Here is a 19,610-nt window from a genome sequence, read left to right as displayed (position 1 = left end):
GCCTTATTTCGCCTCACTTTGGTGGTTCGTTCGTTTTTTACTTGAATCCTTTTCTTTAGTCGCTTTAATCTTATCCTTGTCTAGCATGTCCTTTAATTCATTAAAGAAGACACCAGTATCCTTGAATTGCCGATAGACACTAGCAAATCGGATATAGGCAATCTCATCGACATCCACTAACCGGTTCATCACATATTCCCCGATTAACTGACTTGAAATTTCGTTGACGCCCAGCGCCCGAATCTTGTTTTCAACCTCATCGACAACGTTCGTCATAACGTCCATGCCGACTGGTCGCTTTTCTGCTGAACGAATAATCCCTCGCAAAATCTTTTCGCGGTTGAACTCTTCACGAGTCCCATTCTTCTTGATCACCAACAACGGCGTCACTTCGACCCGTTCAAACGTCGTGAAACGAAAGCCGCAGCTCTCACACTCCCGGCGCCGGCGAATAACTCGTCCGTCGTCTGTGGGCCGGCTATCGACGACCCGCGATCCATTATGATGACAGTGCGGACACTGCATTATTGGTCACCTCGTTTAATTTGTTGACTTTTTCCAAAATTGTTCGTGTCAAGCCATTTTACCACTTGTTGTAACGTTTGGGCAATCGTTCCCCCGTTATCAATAACAACGGTAGCGCGGGCAATCTTTTCCTCAATGGGCCATTGTCGCGCCATACGGGCCTGAGCATCCACTGCAGAGAGGTGATTCCTAGCCATTAACCGTTGCTGTTGTGTGACTGAGTCCGTAGCTACCACTAGAATATGGTCGACGAGGTCTACCAAGTAACCCACCTCAAAAAGGGTCGGGGCATCAATCACGACAACAGGCGCCTTAGCCGCACGATAGACAGCCAATTGGCGTTGAATCTCAGCTTGAATCCGTGGCGTCGTGATGCTTTCTAGTTGGTGCAGTTGTTCGGGATCATGAAAGACAAGTTGGCCCAATTTCTGCCGGTCCAACGCACCATCGTGAATAAATTCAGCACCAAAAGCCTGTTCAATTCGACTAAGTCCTGGCGTCCCAGGTGCCACCACTTGGCGGGCAATCACATCCGCATCAATAATCGGCAGTCCTGCCTCACGTAACCAGGTACTGACCGTCGATTTACCCGTCGCAATGCCACCGGTCAGCCCCCAGATTTCACTCATCGGTTACCGCCTCTAAAGCTTCAGGTGGCAGTGGCTGGCAATGTGGACAGTAGTGCGTACCACGTTGAGCCACCTTGATTTTAACCAGTTCAGTTCCACAACGTTCGCAGGCTTCGCCCTCTCGGCCATAAACATGAAGCTGATTTTGAAACTGACCGGCCTCACCAAAAGCGGTCGAAAATGAATGCACGGTTGTTCCGTGTCCCTGAATTGCCATGGCCAATTCTTGAATGATGTTTTCCCGTAAGGTTTCCAATTGTGCATTCGTCAATTCATCGACTGGCGTCAATGGATTAATTTTGGATAACCAGAGGACTTCATCCGCATAAATATTGCCCAAACCAGCAATTTTCGTTTGATCCAGCAAAAATGGTTTCACAATTTTGTGAGACTTACCAAAAATCGTCTGCATGTAAGCCAGCGTTAACGAGTCCTCAGTCGGTTCTGGCCCTAACTTGCCTAACGATGGCAGAGCCGTTTCCTCAGTACCAGTCGGCACTAGGCGCATCCGACCAAACTTCCGGGTATCGGTATAGCGAAGCTCACGATTGTCCGTCAAATGAAAAACCACGTGGGTGTGCTTCAAAACCGGGCTACCCTCCGGCTGGACATCATACTTTCCTTCCATCCGCAGGTGTGAAACCAGTGTTAGGTCACCACTAAATCGAAAGAGGAGATACTTTCCCCGTCGATCAATTCGCTCAATCTTTCTGCCAATTAACTCCACGGTAAACACCTCGGCTTCAGGTGTCACCATCTTACGATAAAAAACCTCAACGTGATCAATCGTGGCCCCCTCAACTAGGCGGGTCAACCCCCGTCGAACTGTTTCAACTTCAGGTAATTCTGGCATACTGACCTCTCCTTTTACCGACTATTTAGCGTCATACCAGGTTGGTCCGTAATGACTTTCCACCTTCAACGGAATTTCTAAGTCAATGGCAGAGTCCATCACACTGGGCACCAATTTGGCCAGCGTTTCAATTTCTTCAGCTGGTGCTTCAAAAATCAACTCATCATGAACCTGTAGCAACATGGTAGCTTGTAGCTTCTTTTCCTTTAAGGCCGCTTCCATCCGGATCATAGCAATCTTAATAATATCAGCTGCACTCCCCTGAATTGGCGTGTTCATCGCCGTCCGTTCAGCAAAAGAACGCTGATTAAAGTTGCGGGAATTGATGTCCGGTAAATACCGCCGCCGGTGCGCAATCGTTTCTACATACCCAAGTTCGTGGGCTTGTTGGACCATTCGCTCCGTGTACGCCTTAACCCCAGGGTACTCCTCAAAGTAGGTGTCAATAAAGTTCTTGGCCTGTTTACGTGAAATACCAATATTTTGTGACAATCCAAAGTCGCTGATACCATAGACAATTCCAAAATTCACGGCCTTGGCCTGCCGCCGAATATTCGGTGTAACTTCTTCGTCCGGCCCCATCTTGAAGATTCGACGCGCAGTAGCGGCATGAATATCTTGACCCTCGCGGAAGGCCTCCTGCATATTGGCGTCGTGACTCATATGAGCTAGCACCCGCAATTCAATTTGCGAGTAGTCAGAAGAAAAGATTTCCCAATCAGGGTGCCGGGGGACAAACGCCTTACGAATGGCTCGCCCCTCTTCATTGCGCACTGGAATGTTTTGCAGATTAGGATCAACGGATGATAGCCGCCCCGTCTGCGTCAACGTTTGAAGGTACCGCGTGTGAACCTTATGGTCATCCGGATGAATCACCTTCAACAATCCTTCAACGTAGGTGGACTGAATCTTCGCAATCTTCCGGTAGCGTAAAATATTTTCAGCGATAGGTGCCTCAGCTGCTAGTTTTTCCAGAACACCAACGGCCGTAGAATAACCTGTCTTGGTCTTCTTGATAACGGGTAACCCCATCTTCTCGAACAAGATGTGCCCCAGTTGCTTAGGTGAGCCAATATTAAACTCTTCGCCCGCTTCGTTGTAAATGGTCTGTTCAATTTCAGCCAACTGTTCCGTGAATTTGCTACCCATGGCCTCCAGTTCTGAGGCTTGAACCGTAATGCCGGCAACTTCCATTCGTGCCAAGACAAAGGCCATTGGCAATTCAATCTCACGGTAAAGTTTCGTCTGTTCATTTTCCTCTAGCCCTTTAAATAATTGCGGCCGCAACTGCTCAATGGCTCGGGTCTTCCGTGCTAGGTGCTTGAAGAAGACATCATCGTCATCGGGAATAGCCTCCTTAGCACCCTTCCCATAGACATCTTCGTCCGTAGCAACTTGGTGATAGCCATGTTCCATCGCAACTCGGCCCAAATCATTGCTATTGTCATAGGTGTTCAAAAGGTATGAACTCAGGAGTAGGTCAAAATCAACCCCTGCTAGAGTAATGCCTAAGCGTTGTAAAGCCACGTATGTCCGCTTGGCGTCAAAGACTTGTTTAGCAACCTTAGACGACTCTAAAAGCGTCTTTAAGGGTGCCTGCTGTAAGAGGCTGACATCTCGACTGACCCACCAATGATCTTCATTACCGATCGCGAATCCAGCCAAGTCCGCTAAATGATAATTATCGGCTAACATTTCTAAATAAAATTCACAACCACTCTCAAATGCTGGCAATTTCTGTAAATTGTCCGCCGTTAAGACCGTGTAAGTAATTTCTTCCAAACCTGGCGTTGCCGTTGGTGCCTCACCGTCAATGCTCATTTTGCTTAAAAATTGATTGAAGTTCATCCGTTGATAGAAGGCCACCAAACTGTCCGTATCATCTCCGGTGTAAACCAAGTCCTCAACGCGCTTGGCTACGGGCGCATCCCGTTTAATTGTGGCTAATTGTTTGGCTAGAAGTGCCTGGTCGTGGTCCTCAAGCAGATGTTCCTTTAGCTTCTTAGCGGTAATCTCATCAATATGATCATAGATGTTCTCGATGCTACCGTATTTGCCAACCAAATCAACGGCACGCTTAGGGCCAACACCAGCGACCCCTGGATAATTGTCAGAGTTATCCCCCTGTAACCCCTTGATGTCAATGATTTGCTCTGGCGTCACACCCATCTTTTCTTTCACGTAAGCGGGCGTGTAGTGTTCAATCTCACTAACACCTTTTTTGGAAATTGAAACTGTTGTATGTTCGTCAGCCAATTGCGTCAAGTCCCGGTCACCGGTCACGATGGTCGTGGTAAACCCATCTTCCTCAGCTTGACGAGCCAAGGTCCCGATGATGTCATCAGCTTCAAAGTCGGGCAATTCGTAGGTTTGGATGCCTCGTGCAGCCAAGAGTTCCTTAACGTAAGGGAACTGTTCCGAGAGTTCTGGTGCCGTCTTGGCCCGGCCACCCTTATAGTTGTCGTACATTTTTGTCCGAAACGTTGTCTTCCCCGCATCAAAAGCTACTAATGCGTGTGTGGGCTTGACCACATCTAACATCGTTTCCAGCATCGTATTGAAGCCGTAAATGGCGTTGGTATGGAGGCCCTCACTGTTGGTGAACTTCCCCAATGCCGTGTATAGCGCGAAAAAAGCCTTAAAAGTGACACTGTTACCATCAATCAATAATAAACGTTTTTCCGCCATGTTCCGCTCCTTTCGAGTCATGCTAACCATGCTCGAGTATTCTAAGTCTATTTTACCAAAAAACTGTCCAAACCCGAAACAATAACGGGTAATCCGTTGGAAATTATGGTAGTGGGATAGCGTTTTTCACTCCTCCATTACCAAAAACTGATCACCTGAGATGCCGAATAATGCCGTTACCATCTATTAGCCAATGCCGATATGTTACCTAGCGTAGCCTAAATCCAGTCGTCACACCTGCCATTTCAGACACATTTAATCGTCATTTTCCGCCCCCATCTAACCAGCAGTATTGAGGGCGGTGAGAAAAAGAAAAAAGGAGCCGAGACAAGTGTCTCGACCCCTTAAGTTACCGGACGGTTAATCGTTGTTGCCGCCGAATATACCAAAGATTTGTAAGAGTTGTAAGAACAGGTTGACGAAGTCCAAATACAGTTGCAAGGCCCCGTTAACAGCTAAACCAGTGACAGAAACCTGATCGCCATACTTGAGGTACATCTGTTGCATCCGTTGCGTATCAAACGCCGTCAGAACGGAGAAGATAATCACAGCGACGAATGAAAAAATCAACGTTAAGAAACTGTTCTGTAAGAACATGTTGATGACCATCGCCACGATTAGTCCGATTAAAGCCGCTGTGGCCTGAGTCCCAAATTTACTGAGATCACGCTTCGTGAAGAGACCGATACCGGCCATGGTCACAAAGATAGCTGCCGCTGAGACAAACGCACTGGTCATGGCTTCCTTCGTAAAAATCAAGGAATACGTGGACACGACAGCCCCCGTCACGGCCGCATAAACGAAAAGCCCTACTAAAGCCACGGTTGGCCGTTTCATGGACTGTCCACTAATTACGAACGGTAGGATAAACCAAACAATGATTGGAATCCACAGGCTGCCACCGTGTAAGCTCTGCAAGAGAGTTACCTGCGTGGACATGTAAAACGCCGTCACAGCGGAGACCAACACGGCCGCACCCATCCAACCAAACATCTTGGTTAAAAAGCTATTAAGGCCGACCTCGGTGTTGACCGTCGTACGGGGTTGCTGATCAAAGTTGTTCATTGAAACGCTCCTTCTTTCAATCAATTCCCGACTTGGTCGCCACTAAAATCACAACCAGTTTCGGGGTTATTAGAGTATATTTTAACAAAACTAACCGTAAACACAAGTAATCAGTCGTCCTATCGTTAACTTTACCCTAATACCTTAGATTAACAGAAGCTAACCCTACTTACCGGCACCACCTTCATTATCAGCTTCCCCACTAGCCCAGACTTTGTTCGCATAGACAGCGTTAAATAGCAGGGCCAGTTGTAAGGCTACCTGAGAAAGACTGGCCCCCAATGTGCCAACTTGAGCAGTTCCCATCAGGGCCTGAGTGGTCAGAGCCCCCCAGTAGATGACGTTGGCAATATTGACGACGATCCACAGCGACCAGTTTTCCTTGAACTTCAGAATGTACAATAATTGCGCAATCAAGCTAACCACAAAATTAATGGAATCAAAGTATGGTAATTGGCCATGCAATAACGATAGGACGACCCAACCCACTAGCCAAGCAGCAAAGGCACCGGCGAAGATCCAGCGTTTTGTGGTTGGTTTAAACGACCGGGTTGCTTCGTCTTGCCCCCACATAACCCACCCAATGGGTTGTGAAATTACGTAAATGATGTCCATAGCAAAGGACCCATATGCGTGACTGATCCAGGCGATGTAAGTCATAGCGAGGCACTGGACTAACCCGAAAATAAAGGAAATCTTGCGGCCCTTCATCCCGTACACCAGACACAATACCCCAGCAACGCCTGAAATCATTCCAATAATGCTATCCGGTGCAATGAAATACACCACAATCTGTAAGAGAATCAGAACAATTACATAACTAATCTCAAACTTCTTCCAATTCGTAAACAGTTGGTTTTTTAACCAACTACCTTCTGTCTTTGTTTCCAAACGTAAACGCCCCCAAATATGTAATAAGCCCAAGCATACAACTCCGCAAAAAAAAGGCAATTCTTATCATACTAATTGAATCAGGACGTTCAATACAAAAACGCCGAACAACTAATTCGACTAGTTGTCCGACGTTCTAAATTTAGTTATCTTTTAAAGATAAGTGACTCAGTAGTTCTTCATAGGACCGTTCGTACTTTTGTACGTCTCCGGCACCCATGAAAACTACGACAGCATCATGGAAGTCCAACAATGGTGACATATTATCCACCGTCAGAATCTCGCCACCCTTGGCGATCTTTTGCGCAAGGTTCTTGCTTGAAACAGCCCCTTGTGTTTCACGAGCTGAACTGAAGATGTTGGTCAAAAAGACCTTGTCCGCCAGATTCAGGCTCTTAGCAAAATCATCCATCAACGCAATCGTCCGACTGAAAGTATGTGGCTGGAAGACTGCAATGATCTCTTTATCCGGATACTTTTGCCGAGCAGCGTCCAATGTGGCTTTGATTTCTGAAGGATGGTGCGCATAGTCATCAATGATGGTCATGTCAGCCACTTTCCGTTCAGTAAACCGACGCTTGACCCCCTTGAAGTCCAGGAGTTCGCGCTTGATTTCATTCATGTCGACCTTTTCAAAATAGGCAACAGCGATAACAGCCAAACTGTTCAACACATTGTGTTCACCGTACAAATGAATTTCAAAGTTACCTAAGGATTCATCCCCGTGCATTACATCAAATGACGAGCCAGTCGTTGAACGCTTGATATTAACAGCTTGGAAGTCGTCTCGTTCGCTAGTCCCATAGTAATAAACGGGGACATCCGTCTTGATCTTTCGTAACTCAGGATCATCTCCCCAAGCGAAGATACCCTTTTTAACCTGCTTAGACCACGTTTCAAATGCGTTAAAGACATCATCGATTCCGGTGTAGTAATCGGGATGATCAAAGTCAATGTTAGTCATAATTGCGTAGTCCGGCTTGGTGGCTAAGAAGTGACGCCGGTATTCATCCGCTTCGTAGACGAAGAAGCGGGCGTTAGGGGTTCCCTTACCACTCCCATCCCCAATCAAATAAGAGGTCGGCGCAATTCCACCCAACACATGAGCTAATAAACCGGTAGTGCTGGTCTTTCCATGAGCACCAGCGACACCAATACTGGTATAGCCTTCGATCAAATGGCCTAAGAATTCATGATACCGGTAGACGGGTAGACCCATCTCCCGGGCCTTCTTAATTTCAGGATGATCATCCGTAAAGGAGTTCCCCGCAATGACGGTGAGCCCTTCGTGAATATTGGCTTCATCGAACGCCATTACGTCGATGCCGGCCTGTTCCAAGCCACGTTGTGTAAACGTGTACTGGGTGATATCGGAGCCTTGTACTTTAAAACCCTTATCATGCAAAATCAGAGCGAGCGCACTCATCCCTGATCCCTTAATTCCTACGAAGTGGTAAACCGTTGCGTTGTCCATTAAATGATCCTCTTTTCTACTCAAGTAAAACCGAGGCGCAGTTTCCTCAGCCAGTCGAGTGATTACAATTCTTATTTTAGCATATCCCCTACCGCCGGAAAAGGATTCCTCAAGGATAGAGAACGTGGCTTAACAATGACTTAATGGGTGCCCCCCGCGTGAGGTTCAGGCAAATCCTTGTCTAAATCTTCAGGTGTTAAATAAACTTCCCGGGGTTTTGACCCGTGTTGTGGGGACACATAGTGGTGCTGTTCCAAATCATCGATCAGATTAGCCGCTCGGTTATAGCCAATGGAGAAGACCCGTTGCAACTTCGAGGTCGAAACAGACTTCTCTTCGGCAATATAGGCTAAGACCTTCGGCAATAACTCGTCTTGATTCTCTTCAGCCGTCTCTCGTTGTAACAATCCCTTAGGTTCAAACGCGTAATGGGGTTGACCCTGTGTTCTGACATAGTCGGTAATGGCATCCACTTCCGATTCCACGAATGCTCCTTGCAACCGCATCGGCTGACTAGCGCCGTTGCCCAGGTACAGCATATCTCCACGACCCAGCAGATTTTCAGCCCCGGCCGTATCTAAGATAGTTCGTGAATCGATCTGGCTTGAGACCATGAAAGCAATTCGCGTAGGAATGTTGTTCTTAATCGTTCCAGTCACGATATCAACACTTGGCCGTTGCGTGGCTACCAGCAAATGAATCCCGGCCGCCCGCGCCTTTTGCGTGATTCGCACAATATAATCCTGAACTTCACTAGCTGCCATCATCATCAAATCAGCTAATTCATCGATGATGATTACAATATATGGCATTTTCAGCGCGGGTTCATCATTGGCATCCGCGCGGTCATTAAACTGTTCAATGTTTCGGACTCCTGCCGCAGCAAGCTTTTCGTAGCGTTGATCCATTTCAGTCACGACCCACTTCAAAGCCGCCGCAGCCGCCTTGGGGTCAGAAATAACTGGTGACAGCAAGTGAGGTAAGCCATCATACGGCGCCATTTCAACGGCCTTAGGGTCGATCAAGAGCAACTTGACTTGAGCCGGCGTGGCTTTATACAAAATTGACAGCAGCAGCGAATTGATAAAGACACTCTTCCCGGAACCAGTGGCCCCGGCAATCAACCCGTGCGGCATCTTCCGCAGATCTGTGACCTGGGGCTTACCAAAGAGGTCGACCCCTAACGCCACAGTCAACGGCGATTCACTGTTCTTGAAGGCAGCGGAATTCAAAATTTCAGACAGCATGACTGGTCGCGACTTCAGATTAGGAATTTCAATACCGACCGTGGTCTTCCCAGGGATTGGTGCTTCAATTCGAATATCCTTCGCTGCCAGGGCCAGTTTCAAGTCGTCATTTAAATTGGTGATCTTATTGACCTTTACTCCCAGTGCCAAACTAATTTGGAACTGTGTGACGGTTGGACCGACCGTCCAATCAGTCACGTGGGCGTCCACGTGGAAAGCACTCAACGTGGCGTCCAGAACCTCAGCTTGGTGTTCAATCCATTCATCTAAGGCAGCTTCATCAGGCACTACGGGCTTAGGCAAGAGCGCCACGTCAGGGAAATGGTAGCCCCGCGTCGTGTCCAGAGGTTCCTCCTCAGATGTGGCGATAACTTCTGGGCGATCAAAGAGTGCCAAACTCCGTTGATCATTGCCCTCCTCTTGCATGATATCGCCAAGTGAGTGGCCCAGTCCGCGGGCAGGTTTAGCCTTAGCAGCCTTGGGTAATGGCTTTACAGGTTCAGGCCGCGTATCCGCAGGTAAAACAACTTGATCGGACGCATCCTTCGAAGCTACGGATTCAGACGTATCCGTTTGATCATCCATAGCGCGGTTCAGCAATTCTTGGACCTCCGCCGGTTGAGCCGATGCGTCTTCGACTGGTTTGTGGTCGGCATTGGTGTTTCCTTCGACATCAGCTTCAGTGTTATCCTCATCGTTAACTACCGGTTCAGTCTCTACTAAGTCAGAATTCTGATCATCAGTAGGGGCTTCTGGGGCTTCTGGGGCTTCTGGGGCTTCTGGGGCTTCTGGGGCTTCTGGGGCTTCTGAGTCACTCATTTCGGTCTCTGAAGCCGTTTCAGGGCTCTCCCCTACCCTAACTTGCTTGTCGTCGACTGACGTTCCCACAGGCAAATAAGCGGCCTGCCGAGGGTCAACCGTCTCGTTCTTAGTCGCTGTTGATTCAGCCTTCAATAGGTGCTCGTCCTGAGCTGAATCTTCTTCAGATAAAACTTCTTCGACGTCCCCAATGGTGGGACCTTCCGGCTCGCGATTTTCTTCGTTAGCTTCACCGTCTGCTGGCACTGACGCCTGACTCACAGTATCTGCCGTGGCTGCTTGATCAGCAATGGCCGATACGTCGTCACTTGCGTCATCTGCCTGAACGGGTTCCTTAGCTGCGTGCTGTGGATAGAACACGACAGTTGGGGCAGCCGGTGTCGAAATCTGATCCTCTTCCGGCAGAGTTTCCGGCTGGTCAGCTACCGTCGCTGGCGTTGACTGTGTGTTCGTCACCGTCAAGGTCCCCGGCGTGGTCACGGCCATCTCTCCTGGCTGACCAATCAGGAAGAAACTGTCAGCGGGCTTTTGGAGCTGCGCCACTAAGCGCTGGTAACGTTGTCGGGTCTTCGAAACCGACCGCTGCCGGTGCAGTTGCTTAGGAATCGGGGTAATTTGAAATGGCCGGTAGCTGGCACTGCCAGCTACTGGTTCCTTTTGGGCTTCTACGGGTTCAGCTGGCTTGCTAACGGTCGTTCGACTGGGACGTTGGTCACGAACTTCTGATTGTCCCTTAGTGACTGATTGCTTAGGTGTCGCGACCGGCTGGGTTGCCGCTTGTCGCTTCAGTTCCCGTTCCTTTCTGATGCGCAAGCGTTCGTTGCGTTGCTCGCGTTGTTTGACCTGCCGTTCTGCACGCTGGTCCATTGTATCTTCTAACTGTTCCGGGGTCGGTTCTACCGGAAACTTCCGGAAAAAGGCCGGTCCGTCATAGTGCTCCATGTGTTTCTTCCTCCTTGACGAGCGTACTCGTCGATTTTCATGGTGTGGGAGGAGACGCCGCCGTTTGACGGCCACTTTACTCATTCCCCAAGTGTTTTTAAGCCTAGCCACAGGGGCTAGTTTATATTTTAAATTATTGGCTATTAATCCCTTGATAGTCAGTCTAGTCTATTGTACACAAAAAAGCGGGCTGACGACAAGGTCAGACCCGCTTTGTAATATTTCTTAACCATTAAAGATGGATTGACCACGTTCAAAGTCGAACGCGTCACCGACTTCATAATCATCGGGCAAAATCAAGGCACCTGGGCGTTGTGGTGCATTTGCTAGGCCTAATTCACGGCCTGAACAAATCATCCCATCACTCTTAACCCCGCGTAATTCACCGGGCCAAATAATGAGACCACTAGGCATCATTGCCCCAACTTTTGCAACAACGACCTTAATATCGGCCTGCATGTTAGGCGAACCACTAACGATTTGGACGGATTGATCATTATCAACCACCGTCTCCGTCACCAACAGATGGTCAGAGTCTGGATGTGGCGTTGCCGTCTTGACATACCCAACGACGAACCGAGAACGCGTTTCAGCTTCCAATTCACCGGCAAAACCGGCATCCTCGAGAGCGGTGTTTAAAGCCGCTACGTCGTCTTCCGTCAGGTGTACCTGACCGGCACCCGTAATATCCGGCAAAATGCTGGAGACGGCCAGGAAATTGTATCCTAACGTCTTCTCCGTGTCCGGGTCGTAAATTCGTGCGATATTGTCGCGAACGGTGTGCGCCTGCTTGGGGGTATCTTGGGCAACAATAATAATCAATGCATCCCCTAATTCTTGGGGATTGTAACTAGCAATTAACATGTCTGAATCCTTTCCAACGGGTTATATTAAGCGTTGGTCGCTAAAGAATTGATAAATCCTTCAACCTCTGCTTTGGTTTTACGATCTTTGTTTACTAACCGACCGATTTCTTGACCATCGGCGTAAGCAATGAAACTTGGAATGCCGAATACATTAAGTTCAGCGGCTAAATCGATGTTTTCGTCACGATCGACAGCAATAAACTTAAAGTCGGAGAAATCCGCTTCAATCTCAGGCATAGCTGGTTTGATGAACGTGCAATCTGGGCACCAGGTTGCGGAGAAGAAAAGCATCGTTTTGCCATCCTTCACGACATCTTTCAGTTCAGCGGCTGACATCTTGGGTAATTGTTCCATGGTTAGCACTCCTTTATTAAAGAATAAAATTTTGACAAAGTCCATTATAGCATGGATGAAAGAATTTACACGATTTTTGCCTTTTTACGGGAACTTCCCCCCAATCATTGGTATACTGGGGGCAGAAGTGATGGGGTTGATGCCCAACAGGACCAACTTGCTTAGGAGGCGGTAATTATGGCTGCAAAAAATGGACAATTGTATCAACTAAGTCTCACCGGCGTACTCGGTGGGTTAATGGGCATTTTCATCACGCGATTCTTCGGTAGTGCGTCTCGCCTAGATCCAGATATTATTCTGAATCAGGTCAAGCACCAATTCCGGCAAGAATCACCGATTGAGGGTGCCTGGATAGAAAAACGGGCGGTTCCCTTCCAGAAATATGCAGTCAAAGCGCGGGTCTACTACGGTGGTATCACGCGCTACGAAGACGACCAATTGGTTCAGTACCAGTTCATCGCCGACGCTGCCACTGGAAGTGTCCTGGATATTCACCGGCTTTAATCGTGCATTCGCAATCATATAAAATTAGGAACACCAGTTGTGGCTGGTGTTCCTTTTTGTGTCGTCAAGTTCAGCTTCGCAATCCAACACAAAGGTTGAAAGTTCGAAAACTGTTATCAAAGCAAAGCCTTACCCAGCCACCTGCGTCGGTCAGAGATTCCGCCTGCTGTGGGGAACGCCTACGGCCTGAAAAGCGGTCCTTCGGCTCGGTTTGAAGCCTGGACAAACCACTAGTCTTCAAACACGTCTCACGCTGTAAGCCGAAAATCGGCTAACACCGTCGACACGGCTGGCTCCACCTCTGACCGCCTCCAGTTAAATGCGTTCTCAGAAAATAAGTAGCTTAAATGCCTGAATAACGGTACTTACTCAATATTATTGACCCTCCACTAGGTAACCGAGAATGAGCCAAATTTGGACTCAGCCGTGGGATTTTCAAGTGATTTTCTTGAAAATGGCGACTTAAAAACATGCTTTGCGGCTTCAAGCGAGGGGTAAGACTGCCTTTGGGCTTGTCCCGTCCTTCCCACCGCGTTCCGGTCCAAATTTGGCGAACGGTAAGGCGGCAATTTCCCACTTTGTCTGACTAAGCCTCAACACACGATTCTCGTTACATCAGGCATAGTGGGTATTTCAGTGTTTTCAACCTTTAGATCCAACACAAAAAAAATGAAGCCAGGCTAACCACGTTAACCCAGCAACATCTTTTACAAGGCATTTATGACAGTTAAACCTAACTAGGCCGTCGGTAAATGCTTCAAGCTCGACGCATGGTTCTCTAAGTCAGTCCGAACAATCAGCACATCACAGACAGCGTTCGCAACGACGTAGCTCGCTGTGGATCCCATCAACATGCGCTCCACAACATTGACCCCAGTTGCCCCGATCATAATCAGATCCGCGTGATATTCCTTGGGCAAGGTCCGCGCCAAGTCGACCTTCGCGTGACCGTAGTACACGGAAGTCACCACCTGCTTGACGCCCGCCTTTTGGGCCCGTTGCCGGTATTCGTCGACGGTCTTTTCTTGAATTTGCCGCTCTTCATCCATCACCTGTTGATCGACATAGCCAAAGCCAACACGCGTATTGTTTCCGAGCCCCACGTAATCGCCACCACTCATGATGGTGATAATGATCAGTTCGGCATCATTTCTGACCGCCACTGCAATGGCTTTGTCCAATGCCCGTCGTGCCTGCTTAGAACCATCTACACCAACGAGAATGTGTTGATATCTTTCTGTCATCCCTACCACTCCTTTGACCAATTTTTAAGTGAACTACTTGGTCAATTCGTAGATGGCTTGACCGTAAATGGCCATGGCCTTCAACAAATCAGCTTCTGGTTGGAATTCATCAGCTTGATGCATCGTATCCTGAGTTCCGGGGAACAGTGCACCGAAGGCCACGCCCCGTTTCATCAACCGACCGTAAGTTCCGCCACCCACAACTTCTGGTTGGGCGGTCAAGTCGCCAGTCTGTTGCCGATAAACGTCCATCAAAGTTGCCACGATTGGATCTGCCGGATCAACGTAGTGCGGCACCATCTCCCGCCCTTGTTTCAACGTCACGGCCATCTCAACTTCGGCTTTTTCCAAACCAGCCTTAATATCAGCAGCACCAGTCCCAGTTGGGTACCGGAAGTTGGTGTTGATCAGACCACCTTCATCAGCCTTAAAGGTCATCACCCCGACGTTCATGGTGAGGTCGCCCATCACCTTGTCCGTGTACGCAATCCCCAGCTTAGTTGCTCGGGAGTCGTCATGGAGACTATTTGCTAACAGACTGAGAAAATCAGCCGCATTCCCACCAAAATCGTACTGGTTCAGGAACGTTGCTAAGAAAGTCCCAGCATTGATACCATTCTTGGGTTCCATGCCGTGCGCCGCTTTACCAATTACTTGTAAGTGAACGCCACCGGCTACCTGTTCAGCTTCACCGGTTACGGGAACCTTCGTCAGGAAGGTCGTGAAGTCAGCAATAACTTTTTTAGCATCACTCACTGCAACCGTTGCTTCAGCATCTCGCGGAACCATGTTCTCTCGTAGACCAGCCTCAAAGTCGCGTAAACTTACGGTGCCCCCATTACCACCGGCAAAGTGGGAAGTGAACGTGACGTTACCCTTTTCACCGTTGATCAGCGGAAATTCGGCGTCAGGTGAGAAGCCCAACGTTGGTGCGGGTTCTAGGTCGAGGTAATGGTTCATCCCCGTCCAGTCGCTCTCTTCGTCGGTACCAATGATGAACCGAATCTTCATTTGGGGGATAATTCCTTCGTCCTTCAACATCTTCAAGCCGTAGTAGGCTGCCAGGGCTGGCCCCTTGTCGTCAGACGTGCCACGACCGTATAGCTTGCCATCCTTCTTAGTCAACGTAAAGGGATCCGTGTGCCACCCCTTACCTCCGGGCATCGTGTCGGCATGGCCCAGAATAGCAAGCGTGTCATCACCTTCACCGTATTCTACGTACCCTACTAAATTATCTAAATTCGTCGTCTTAAAACCGTCACGCTTGGCCAAGTCTAAAAATGCGAGCAAGGCCTTGGCGGGACCAGGTCCCAATGGATAATCATCGGTAGCCTTGGAATCATCTCGTGAACTATCAATGCCGACCAACGTGGTTAGGTCTGCAACGTAGTCCTGGTGATACTTTTCTGCTAGCTTTTGCCAATCAATTGCCATGATTGGACCTCCTTCATTTTATTCGGACCAAACGTCCAGGTTAACTGTCTCCAATTTTAGCATACCCCCCGCCAAATGTAAGCCGATTTCATGCCGGAACATGCTATACTAGAAAAGATACATAAGAGGAGGCTAATCGCATGCAAGAAGCACAACCTTTAACTGAAAATATTCTAGCGGCAACGATCCAACAACGCGCCGCCGATAGCTACAAGGGAACCTACGGCCGGGTGACCTTGATTGGCGGTAATCGTAATTTTGGAGGCGCTATCATTATGGCTAGTGAAGCCGCCGTCTATTCTGGTGCCGGTCTAGTAACGACCATCACCGACGCCAGTAACCAAGACGCCCTTCACGCCCGGTTGCCAGAAGCGATGTTTGCCGACATCACTGACTTTGACCAATCCCGTGAACTCATCAAGGGATCTGACGTCGTGGTCGTAGGCCCCGGTCTCGGAACAGATGATGACGCCGCAGCCGTTTTGGCAGACGTCTTCAACGTCATTCAACCCAATCAAATTTTGATCATTGACGGTTCCGCAATCACCCTAGTTGCCGAACGTCACCTACCTTTACCAAAGACTCATCTCATCATGACGCCGCACCAAATGGAGTGGCAGCGGTTGAGTGGCATTGCCATTGACAAACAAACGGTAGACTGGAACTTAGCTATCATCGATCAACTGGACGCGACCATCGTCCTGAAGTCCCACCGCACACAAGTTTATACGAGTAACGGAGTCTACGAAAATACCATTGGCACCCCTGCTCAAGCGACTGGTGGTATGGGTGATACGTTGGCCGGCATGGTCGGTGGCTTCACCGCTCAGTTCAAGGATACGGACCAAGCGGTCTTAGCAGCGGTCTACAGCCATAGTGCCATTGCTGAGGAACTAGCAAAAACACAATACGTGGTCCTGCCCCACCAAATCGTGGCACAATTGCCACAATTTATGAAGGCACACGAAGGTTAAAGCCTACCAGTTAACGTGTGATGCAAAAGCTGTGCAAACCAACTTACGGTCTGCACAGCTTTTTATTAACGCTTAAATTTACTTTGCGGGAATGCCTTCACCCAACAAACTGTCAATCTCAATGGCAGTCAGTCCGCGATAGGTCCCAATAGCTAAGTCAACGGGACAACCCAATGGCCCCAGTGCCGTCCGTTCAACCGGACCGGTCACACCGGGCAGTTGACTCAAGGTCGCTACCGCAGCTGCTAAATCAGTTGTTTCCAGACTGACAGTCGTGGTTTGACTGGCCTGATCAACTTGGGTCGTTAGCTTTTGAAAAGCTGTATTGGCAGTTATTTCAGGAGCGACGACCCCCGTTAACTGTACCCGACAGGTACTGGACCAATTCTGGGCAACCACGTCCGTCAAAAACTGCACGTCATCACTAGCAATCACAGCGCCCACGGCTTCCCGCGGCAAATCGGCTAGCGATTCCAACTGCCACTGCTGATCAAAGCCATTTAGCAGGCTGCCCAAGCTCCGCGGTACCGTTGGGTCCATGCTTAGCTGAAAACCCATGGGCTTATTAAAGACGTAGTACTGCGGCTGGCGGCCAGCAACGGCCAGATTGTCAACGCGGACGTCATCCTGAGTCATCACCGGTCTACGAGGAGAATCAACCACGACATCATTGACCGTAACTCGGCCTTGTCGTAGCAGTCGGAAAATTTGGCCGGGTGTTCCCTGGCGGTGTTCCGTTAAGTAACGTTCAATGTTCATGTTTGACCTCCTAACGAATGTGTAGACGCCGGCGTAACCCAGCAACGCGCGAACCAAGAATTGCATCGGCCAACCGTGATTTCAACACGGAGTATACGTAGAAGTATCCCCCAATAACCGCGGCAACTGCCACAATCATAAAGTTGATGCTCCGACCCTGACTACCCAGCAAACCACCCAGCAGAGCAACACCACGGGCTAATACGAAAGTTCCTAAAGCTGACAGCAGAATACCGTTGGTCTTTTTGGCAATACTTGCGTAGTTAATGCCAAATTGGTTGTTTAGCCAATGGACAATCAAGTAACAAGCCACCAGGAAGCCACAACCAGTCGCAATCAATGGCCCAAAAGCACCAAAGAAGTAAACCAGTGGCCACTGAATGATAAATTTCACAATGGTTCCGACCAAAAAGTAACGAACGGCTCGTTTATTTTGAGAAATCCCTTGCATCAACGCTGCAACGACCGTATAGAGGCCCAACAGAATTGACAGGTAGGACGAGAAAGCCAGTAGCGAAGCAGCCAAAGCCTCGTGCGTTGTCCCATAGAACACCAGGTTCAGTGGACGGGCAATTGCAGCCATCCCCAGCGCACTGGGAATCATGATGAATTCAAACATCATGAACGCATTCGTCAATTGTGCCGAAATATCCTTTTTATTGCCCTGCGTGTAACTTTGAGAGAGTAGTGGTACAACGGTTACGGCCAGTGCTGAAGACAGGGAGATAGTAATCATGATTAACTTATTAGCATTAACTCCGAACAACGCGAATAAGTCATTCAGGTGCGCGGCCGTATAGGTACCAGCCATGTGCATAATTGGTGCAAAGGTGTACTGGTCAATCAGTTGAAAAATCGTAATCCCAGCACCCAGAACAATGAATGGCACAGCTTGCGCAATAATTTCTTGATACAGTTGTTTGGCCGGTACGACCATTTCATTATTACTATTAGCCACCAGCGAGCGGAATTCATGACGCCGACGCCAGTAGTAGACGCCGAGAATCATCAATCCCCCAAAGGCCCCAACTGCGGCTGCAAAAGTTGACTGTGAAACCGCAGTAATCCAGTTGCCCTTCAGGACCCGCATGATGATAAAAGCGGCGCCCAACATGTAAACGACCCGAACCAATTGCTCCACAAACTGTGAAATAGCAGACGGGGCCATTTGCTGAAAGCCCTGGAAGTAACCCCGAGTCAGACTCATGGTTGGGATGATCAAGATTGCCCACGCTAACGAGTGAAGGACGGGAACTAGGTTTGCGTCACCCCCGGTAAAGAGTGGCGCCCCAAAATACATCAACGAGGCAATGACAACACCTGTTAAAATAGCTATTTCTAAACCTCGCTTATAGAGGCGAACACTGATACCGTACTCGTTTAAAGCGTTATAGTGGGCCACCTGCTTAGCAATTGCTGAGGGAACCCCTGCAATCGCCGCAATCAGGAAAAAACTATAGATGTTGTACCCTTTTCCATATAACGCGTTTCCTTGCAAATAAAAGGCTCCAAACCAAATATTCCAAGGGATAATGTAAACCGCTCCGAGAATCCGCGAGAGAATACTTCCCGCCGTCATCCACGCTGAACCCGCAACCATCTGGTCCTGCGTACTGGCTTGGTTTCCAGAATTTTCTGAACTTGCCGCCATTTGACACCCTACTTTCAATTTGTAAAATTCAACGTAATCCGGGCTTGGATAATTCCAAGCTAATCAAACAAACATTATACCATAGCTTTTCTCTCGCAAAAGTCAGAATTCCGTTAAGATTTTTATATTGGCCGTAAGTTCTACAGTGGCCGCCAGAGAATTAAGACCGAGTCCATTTAGCGGGTCCTAACCACAAAGTTACTCATTTCGTCAAAATAACGAGATTCTTCTCTCAAATCAATCGAAATGCTAGCAGATTTCTTACCGAAGGTCTGGAACAGTGGTATGCTGGAAGTAGGCAAAGACACAATATATTCAAGGAGGAATGCCAATATGACGCAGGCAACAGCTGGTTCCACCGCAGCACCAAAGATGCAGATGTCACCAGAACGGGCAAAACAAGTCGTGAAGATGACCAAAAGCATCCGGGGAAATTTCCCAGAGTTAGCGGCGATTTCTGATGCGCAATTAATTTATTCGACCTGGCGCAGTTTCAAGCGGATCGACCAAACCAACGATAGTGATTACACCACGATGGCTGACGTCTTCTTCCACGAATTTGACCGACACGTTTTAAACTATCAATTCTCTAAGACGGGGCAAACGGAAACCATTCGTCACCGTTTTTTCGCCGTCTTAACTGAATTACTCTAACCTAAATCAACTGGACCCGTCGACTATCCGCGGGTCT

17 protein-coding genes are annotated in these 19,610 nt (G+C 48.7%); 3 read left to right on the top strand and 14 right to left on the bottom strand.

Annotated features, from left to right (window positions below):
• Window positions 1–3 precede the first annotated feature (3 nt).
• The 10 genes from nrdR to EKM87_RS07070 all read right to left on the bottom strand — a co-directional run bounded on the left by nrdR (window position 4) and on the right by EKM87_RS07070 (window position 12,353).
• Window positions 4–525 carry a transcriptional regulator NrdR gene (gene nrdR / locus EKM87_RS07115; protein ID WP_125683270.1) on the bottom strand — a complete coding sequence of 174 codons (522 nt, stop codon included), beginning with the start codon at window positions 523–525 and terminating at the stop codon, window positions 4–6.
• Window positions 525–1,154, bottom strand: a complete 630-nt coding sequence (gene coaE, locus EKM87_RS07110) for a dephospho-CoA kinase (RefSeq protein ID WP_125683268.1) — start codon at window positions 1,152–1,154, stop codon at window positions 525–527. Before coaE ends, nrdR begins: the two co-directional genes overlap by 1 nt.
• Complete coding sequence (gene mutM, locus EKM87_RS07105) at window positions 1,147–2,007, bottom strand: bifunctional DNA-formamidopyrimidine glycosylase/DNA-(apurinic or apyrimidinic site) lyase (RefSeq protein ID WP_125683266.1); 861 nt, start codon at window positions 2,005–2,007, stop codon at window positions 1,147–1,149. The genes coaE and mutM overlap by 8 nt, the downstream gene beginning before the upstream one ends.
• A 21-nt stretch (window positions 2,008–2,028) precedes the next feature.
• Window positions 2,029–4,695 carry a DNA polymerase I gene (gene polA / locus EKM87_RS07100; protein WP_125683263.1) on the bottom strand — a complete coding sequence of 889 codons (2,667 nt, stop codon included), beginning with the start codon at window positions 4,693–4,695 and terminating at the stop codon, window positions 2,029–2,031.
• A gap of 360 nt (window positions 4,696–5,055) precedes the next feature.
• Complete coding sequence (locus EKM87_RS07095) at window positions 5,056–5,760, bottom strand: Bax inhibitor-1/YccA family protein (protein ID WP_125683261.1); 705 nt, start codon at window positions 5,758–5,760, stop codon at window positions 5,056–5,058.
• A gap of 165 nt (window positions 5,761–5,925) precedes the next feature.
• Complete coding sequence (gene pnuC, locus EKM87_RS07090) at window positions 5,926–6,651, bottom strand: nicotinamide riboside transporter PnuC (RefSeq protein ID WP_125683259.1); 726 nt, start codon at window positions 6,649–6,651, stop codon at window positions 5,926–5,928.
• 142 nt (window positions 6,652–6,793) lie between these two features.
• Entirely contained in the window at window positions 6,794–8,125 is a 1,332-nt protein-coding gene (murC, locus tag EKM87_RS07085; RefSeq protein ID WP_125683390.1) for a UDP-N-acetylmuramate--L-alanine ligase, read from the bottom strand.
• A 140-nt stretch (window positions 8,126–8,265) separates the two neighbouring features.
• The gene (locus EKM87_RS07080; RefSeq protein ID WP_125683257.1) at window positions 8,266–11,133 is read right to left on the bottom strand and encodes a DNA translocase FtsK; all 2,868 of its coding nucleotides are present in this window, start codon (window positions 11,131–11,133) and stop codon (window positions 8,266–8,268) included.
• Window positions 11,134–11,358: 225 nt separating this feature from the next.
• Window positions 11,359–11,997, bottom strand: a complete 639-nt coding sequence (gene ytpR, locus EKM87_RS07075; protein ID WP_125683255.1) for a YtpR family tRNA-binding protein — start codon at window positions 11,995–11,997, stop codon at window positions 11,359–11,361.
• 26 nt (window positions 11,998–12,023) lie between these two features.
• Window positions 12,024–12,353 carry a thioredoxin family protein gene (locus EKM87_RS07070; RefSeq protein ID WP_125683253.1) on the bottom strand — a complete coding sequence of 110 codons (330 nt, stop codon included), beginning with the start codon at window positions 12,351–12,353 and terminating at the stop codon, window positions 12,024–12,026.
• A 177-nt stretch (window positions 12,354–12,530) separates the two neighbouring features.
• On the opposite strand from EKM87_RS07070, the gene EKM87_RS07065 reads away from it, so the two are divergent.
• On the top strand, window positions 12,531–12,857 hold the full coding sequence (locus EKM87_RS07065) for a hypothetical protein (protein ID WP_125683251.1): 327 nt from the start codon (window positions 12,531–12,533) through the stop codon (window positions 12,855–12,857).
• Between the two features lie 737 nt (window positions 12,858–13,594).
• Here the strand turns inward: EKM87_RS07065 and EKM87_RS07060 are convergent.
• Both EKM87_RS07060 and pepV read right to left on the bottom strand, forming a co-directional pair.
• Entirely contained in the window at window positions 13,595–14,101 is a 507-nt protein-coding gene (locus EKM87_RS07060) for a universal stress protein (RefSeq protein WP_125683249.1), read from the bottom strand.
• Between the two features lie 33 nt (window positions 14,102–14,134).
• Complete coding sequence (pepV, locus tag EKM87_RS07055; protein ID WP_125683247.1) at window positions 14,135–15,535, bottom strand: dipeptidase PepV; 1,401 nt, start codon at window positions 15,533–15,535, stop codon at window positions 14,135–14,137.
• Window positions 15,536–15,675: 140 nt separating this feature from the next.
• On the opposite strand from pepV, the gene EKM87_RS07050 reads away from it, so the two are divergent.
• Complete coding sequence (locus EKM87_RS07050) at window positions 15,676–16,509, top strand: NAD(P)H-hydrate dehydratase (protein WP_125683245.1); 834 nt, start codon at window positions 15,676–15,678, stop codon at window positions 16,507–16,509.
• A 78-nt stretch (window positions 16,510–16,587) separates the two neighbouring features.
• Here the strand turns inward: EKM87_RS07050 and EKM87_RS07045 are convergent, their stop codons facing one another.
• Both EKM87_RS07045 and EKM87_RS07040 read right to left on the bottom strand, forming a co-directional pair.
• Entirely contained in the window at window positions 16,588–17,268 is a 681-nt protein-coding gene (locus EKM87_RS07045) for a 16S rRNA pseudouridylate synthase (protein ID WP_125683243.1), read from the bottom strand.
• Between the two features lie 10 nt (window positions 17,269–17,278).
• Window positions 17,279–18,919 carry a putative polysaccharide biosynthesis protein gene (locus EKM87_RS07040; RefSeq protein WP_125683241.1) on the bottom strand — a complete coding sequence of 547 codons (1,641 nt, stop codon included), beginning with the start codon at window positions 18,917–18,919 and terminating at the stop codon, window positions 17,279–17,281.
• 333 nt (window positions 18,920–19,252) lie between these two features.
• Between EKM87_RS07040 and EKM87_RS07035 the strand changes: the two genes are divergently transcribed.
• Window positions 19,253–19,573: a hypothetical protein gene (locus EKM87_RS07035; protein ID WP_125683239.1), complete on the top strand. Its 321-nt coding sequence runs from the start codon at window positions 19,253–19,255 to the stop codon at window positions 19,571–19,573.
• Window positions 19,574–19,610 lie beyond the last annotated feature (37 nt).

Origin of the sequence: Levilactobacillus yonginensis (assembly GCF_003946265.1) — a bacterium.
Lineage (GTDB): Bacteria > Bacillota > Bacilli > Lactobacillales > Lactobacillaceae > Levilactobacillus > Levilactobacillus yonginensis.
The sequence above is the reverse complement of the archived record's forward strand: the minus strand, read 5'-3'. Positions and strand labels throughout refer to the sequence as shown.

Bases quoted from the DNA above. Each gene is read 5' to 3' on its own strand.
- murC (WP_125683390.1), bottom strand. From the start codon at position 8,125: ATGGACAACGCAACGGTTTACCACTTCGTAGGAATTAAGGGATCAGGG.
- pepV (WP_125683247.1), bottom strand. From the start codon at position 15,535: ATGGCAATTGATTGGCAAAAGCTAGCAGAAAAGTATCACCAGGACTAC.
- nrdR (WP_125683270.1), bottom strand. From the start codon at position 525: ATGCAGTGTCCGCACTGTCATCATAATGGATCGCGGGTCGTCGATAGC.
- coaE (WP_125683268.1), bottom strand. From the start codon at position 1,154: ATGAGTGAAATCTGGGGGCTGACCGGTGGCATTGCGACGGGTAAATCG.
- EKM87_RS07065 (WP_125683251.1), top strand. From the start codon at position 12,531: ATGGCTGCAAAAAATGGACAATTGTATCAACTAAGTCTCACCGGCGTA.
- EKM87_RS07040 (WP_125683241.1), bottom strand. From the start codon at position 18,919: ATGGCGGCAAGTTCAGAAAATTCTGGAAACCAAGCCAGTACGCAGGAC.
- EKM87_RS07070 (WP_125683253.1), bottom strand. From the start codon at position 12,353: ATGGAACAATTACCCAAGATGTCAGCCGCTGAACTGAAAGATGTCGTG.
- ytpR (WP_125683255.1), bottom strand. From the start codon at position 11,997: ATGTTAATTGCTAGTTACAATCCCCAAGAATTAGGGGATGCATTGATT.
- EKM87_RS07060 (WP_125683249.1), bottom strand. From the start codon at position 14,101: ATGACAGAAAGATATCAACACATTCTCGTTGGTGTAGATGGTTCTAAG.
- EKM87_RS07050 (WP_125683245.1), top strand. From the start codon at position 15,676: ATGCAAGAAGCACAACCTTTAACTGAAAATATTCTAGCGGCAACGATC.
- EKM87_RS07035 (WP_125683239.1), top strand. From the start codon at position 19,253: ATGACGCAGGCAACAGCTGGTTCCACCGCAGCACCAAAGATGCAGATG.
- mutM (WP_125683266.1), bottom strand. From the start codon at position 2,007: ATGCCAGAATTACCTGAAGTTGAAACAGTTCGACGGGGGTTGACCCGC.
- EKM87_RS07080 (WP_125683257.1), bottom strand. From the start codon at position 11,133: ATGGAGCACTATGACGGACCGGCCTTTTTCCGGAAGTTTCCGGTAGAA.
- polA (WP_125683263.1), bottom strand. From the start codon at position 4,695: ATGGCGGAAAAACGTTTATTATTGATTGATGGTAACAGTGTCACTTTT.
- EKM87_RS07045 (WP_125683243.1), bottom strand. From the start codon at position 17,268: ATGAACATTGAACGTTACTTAACGGAACACCGCCAGGGAACACCCGGC.
- EKM87_RS07095 (WP_125683261.1), bottom strand. From the start codon at position 5,760: ATGAACAACTTTGATCAGCAACCCCGTACGACGGTCAACACCGAGGTC.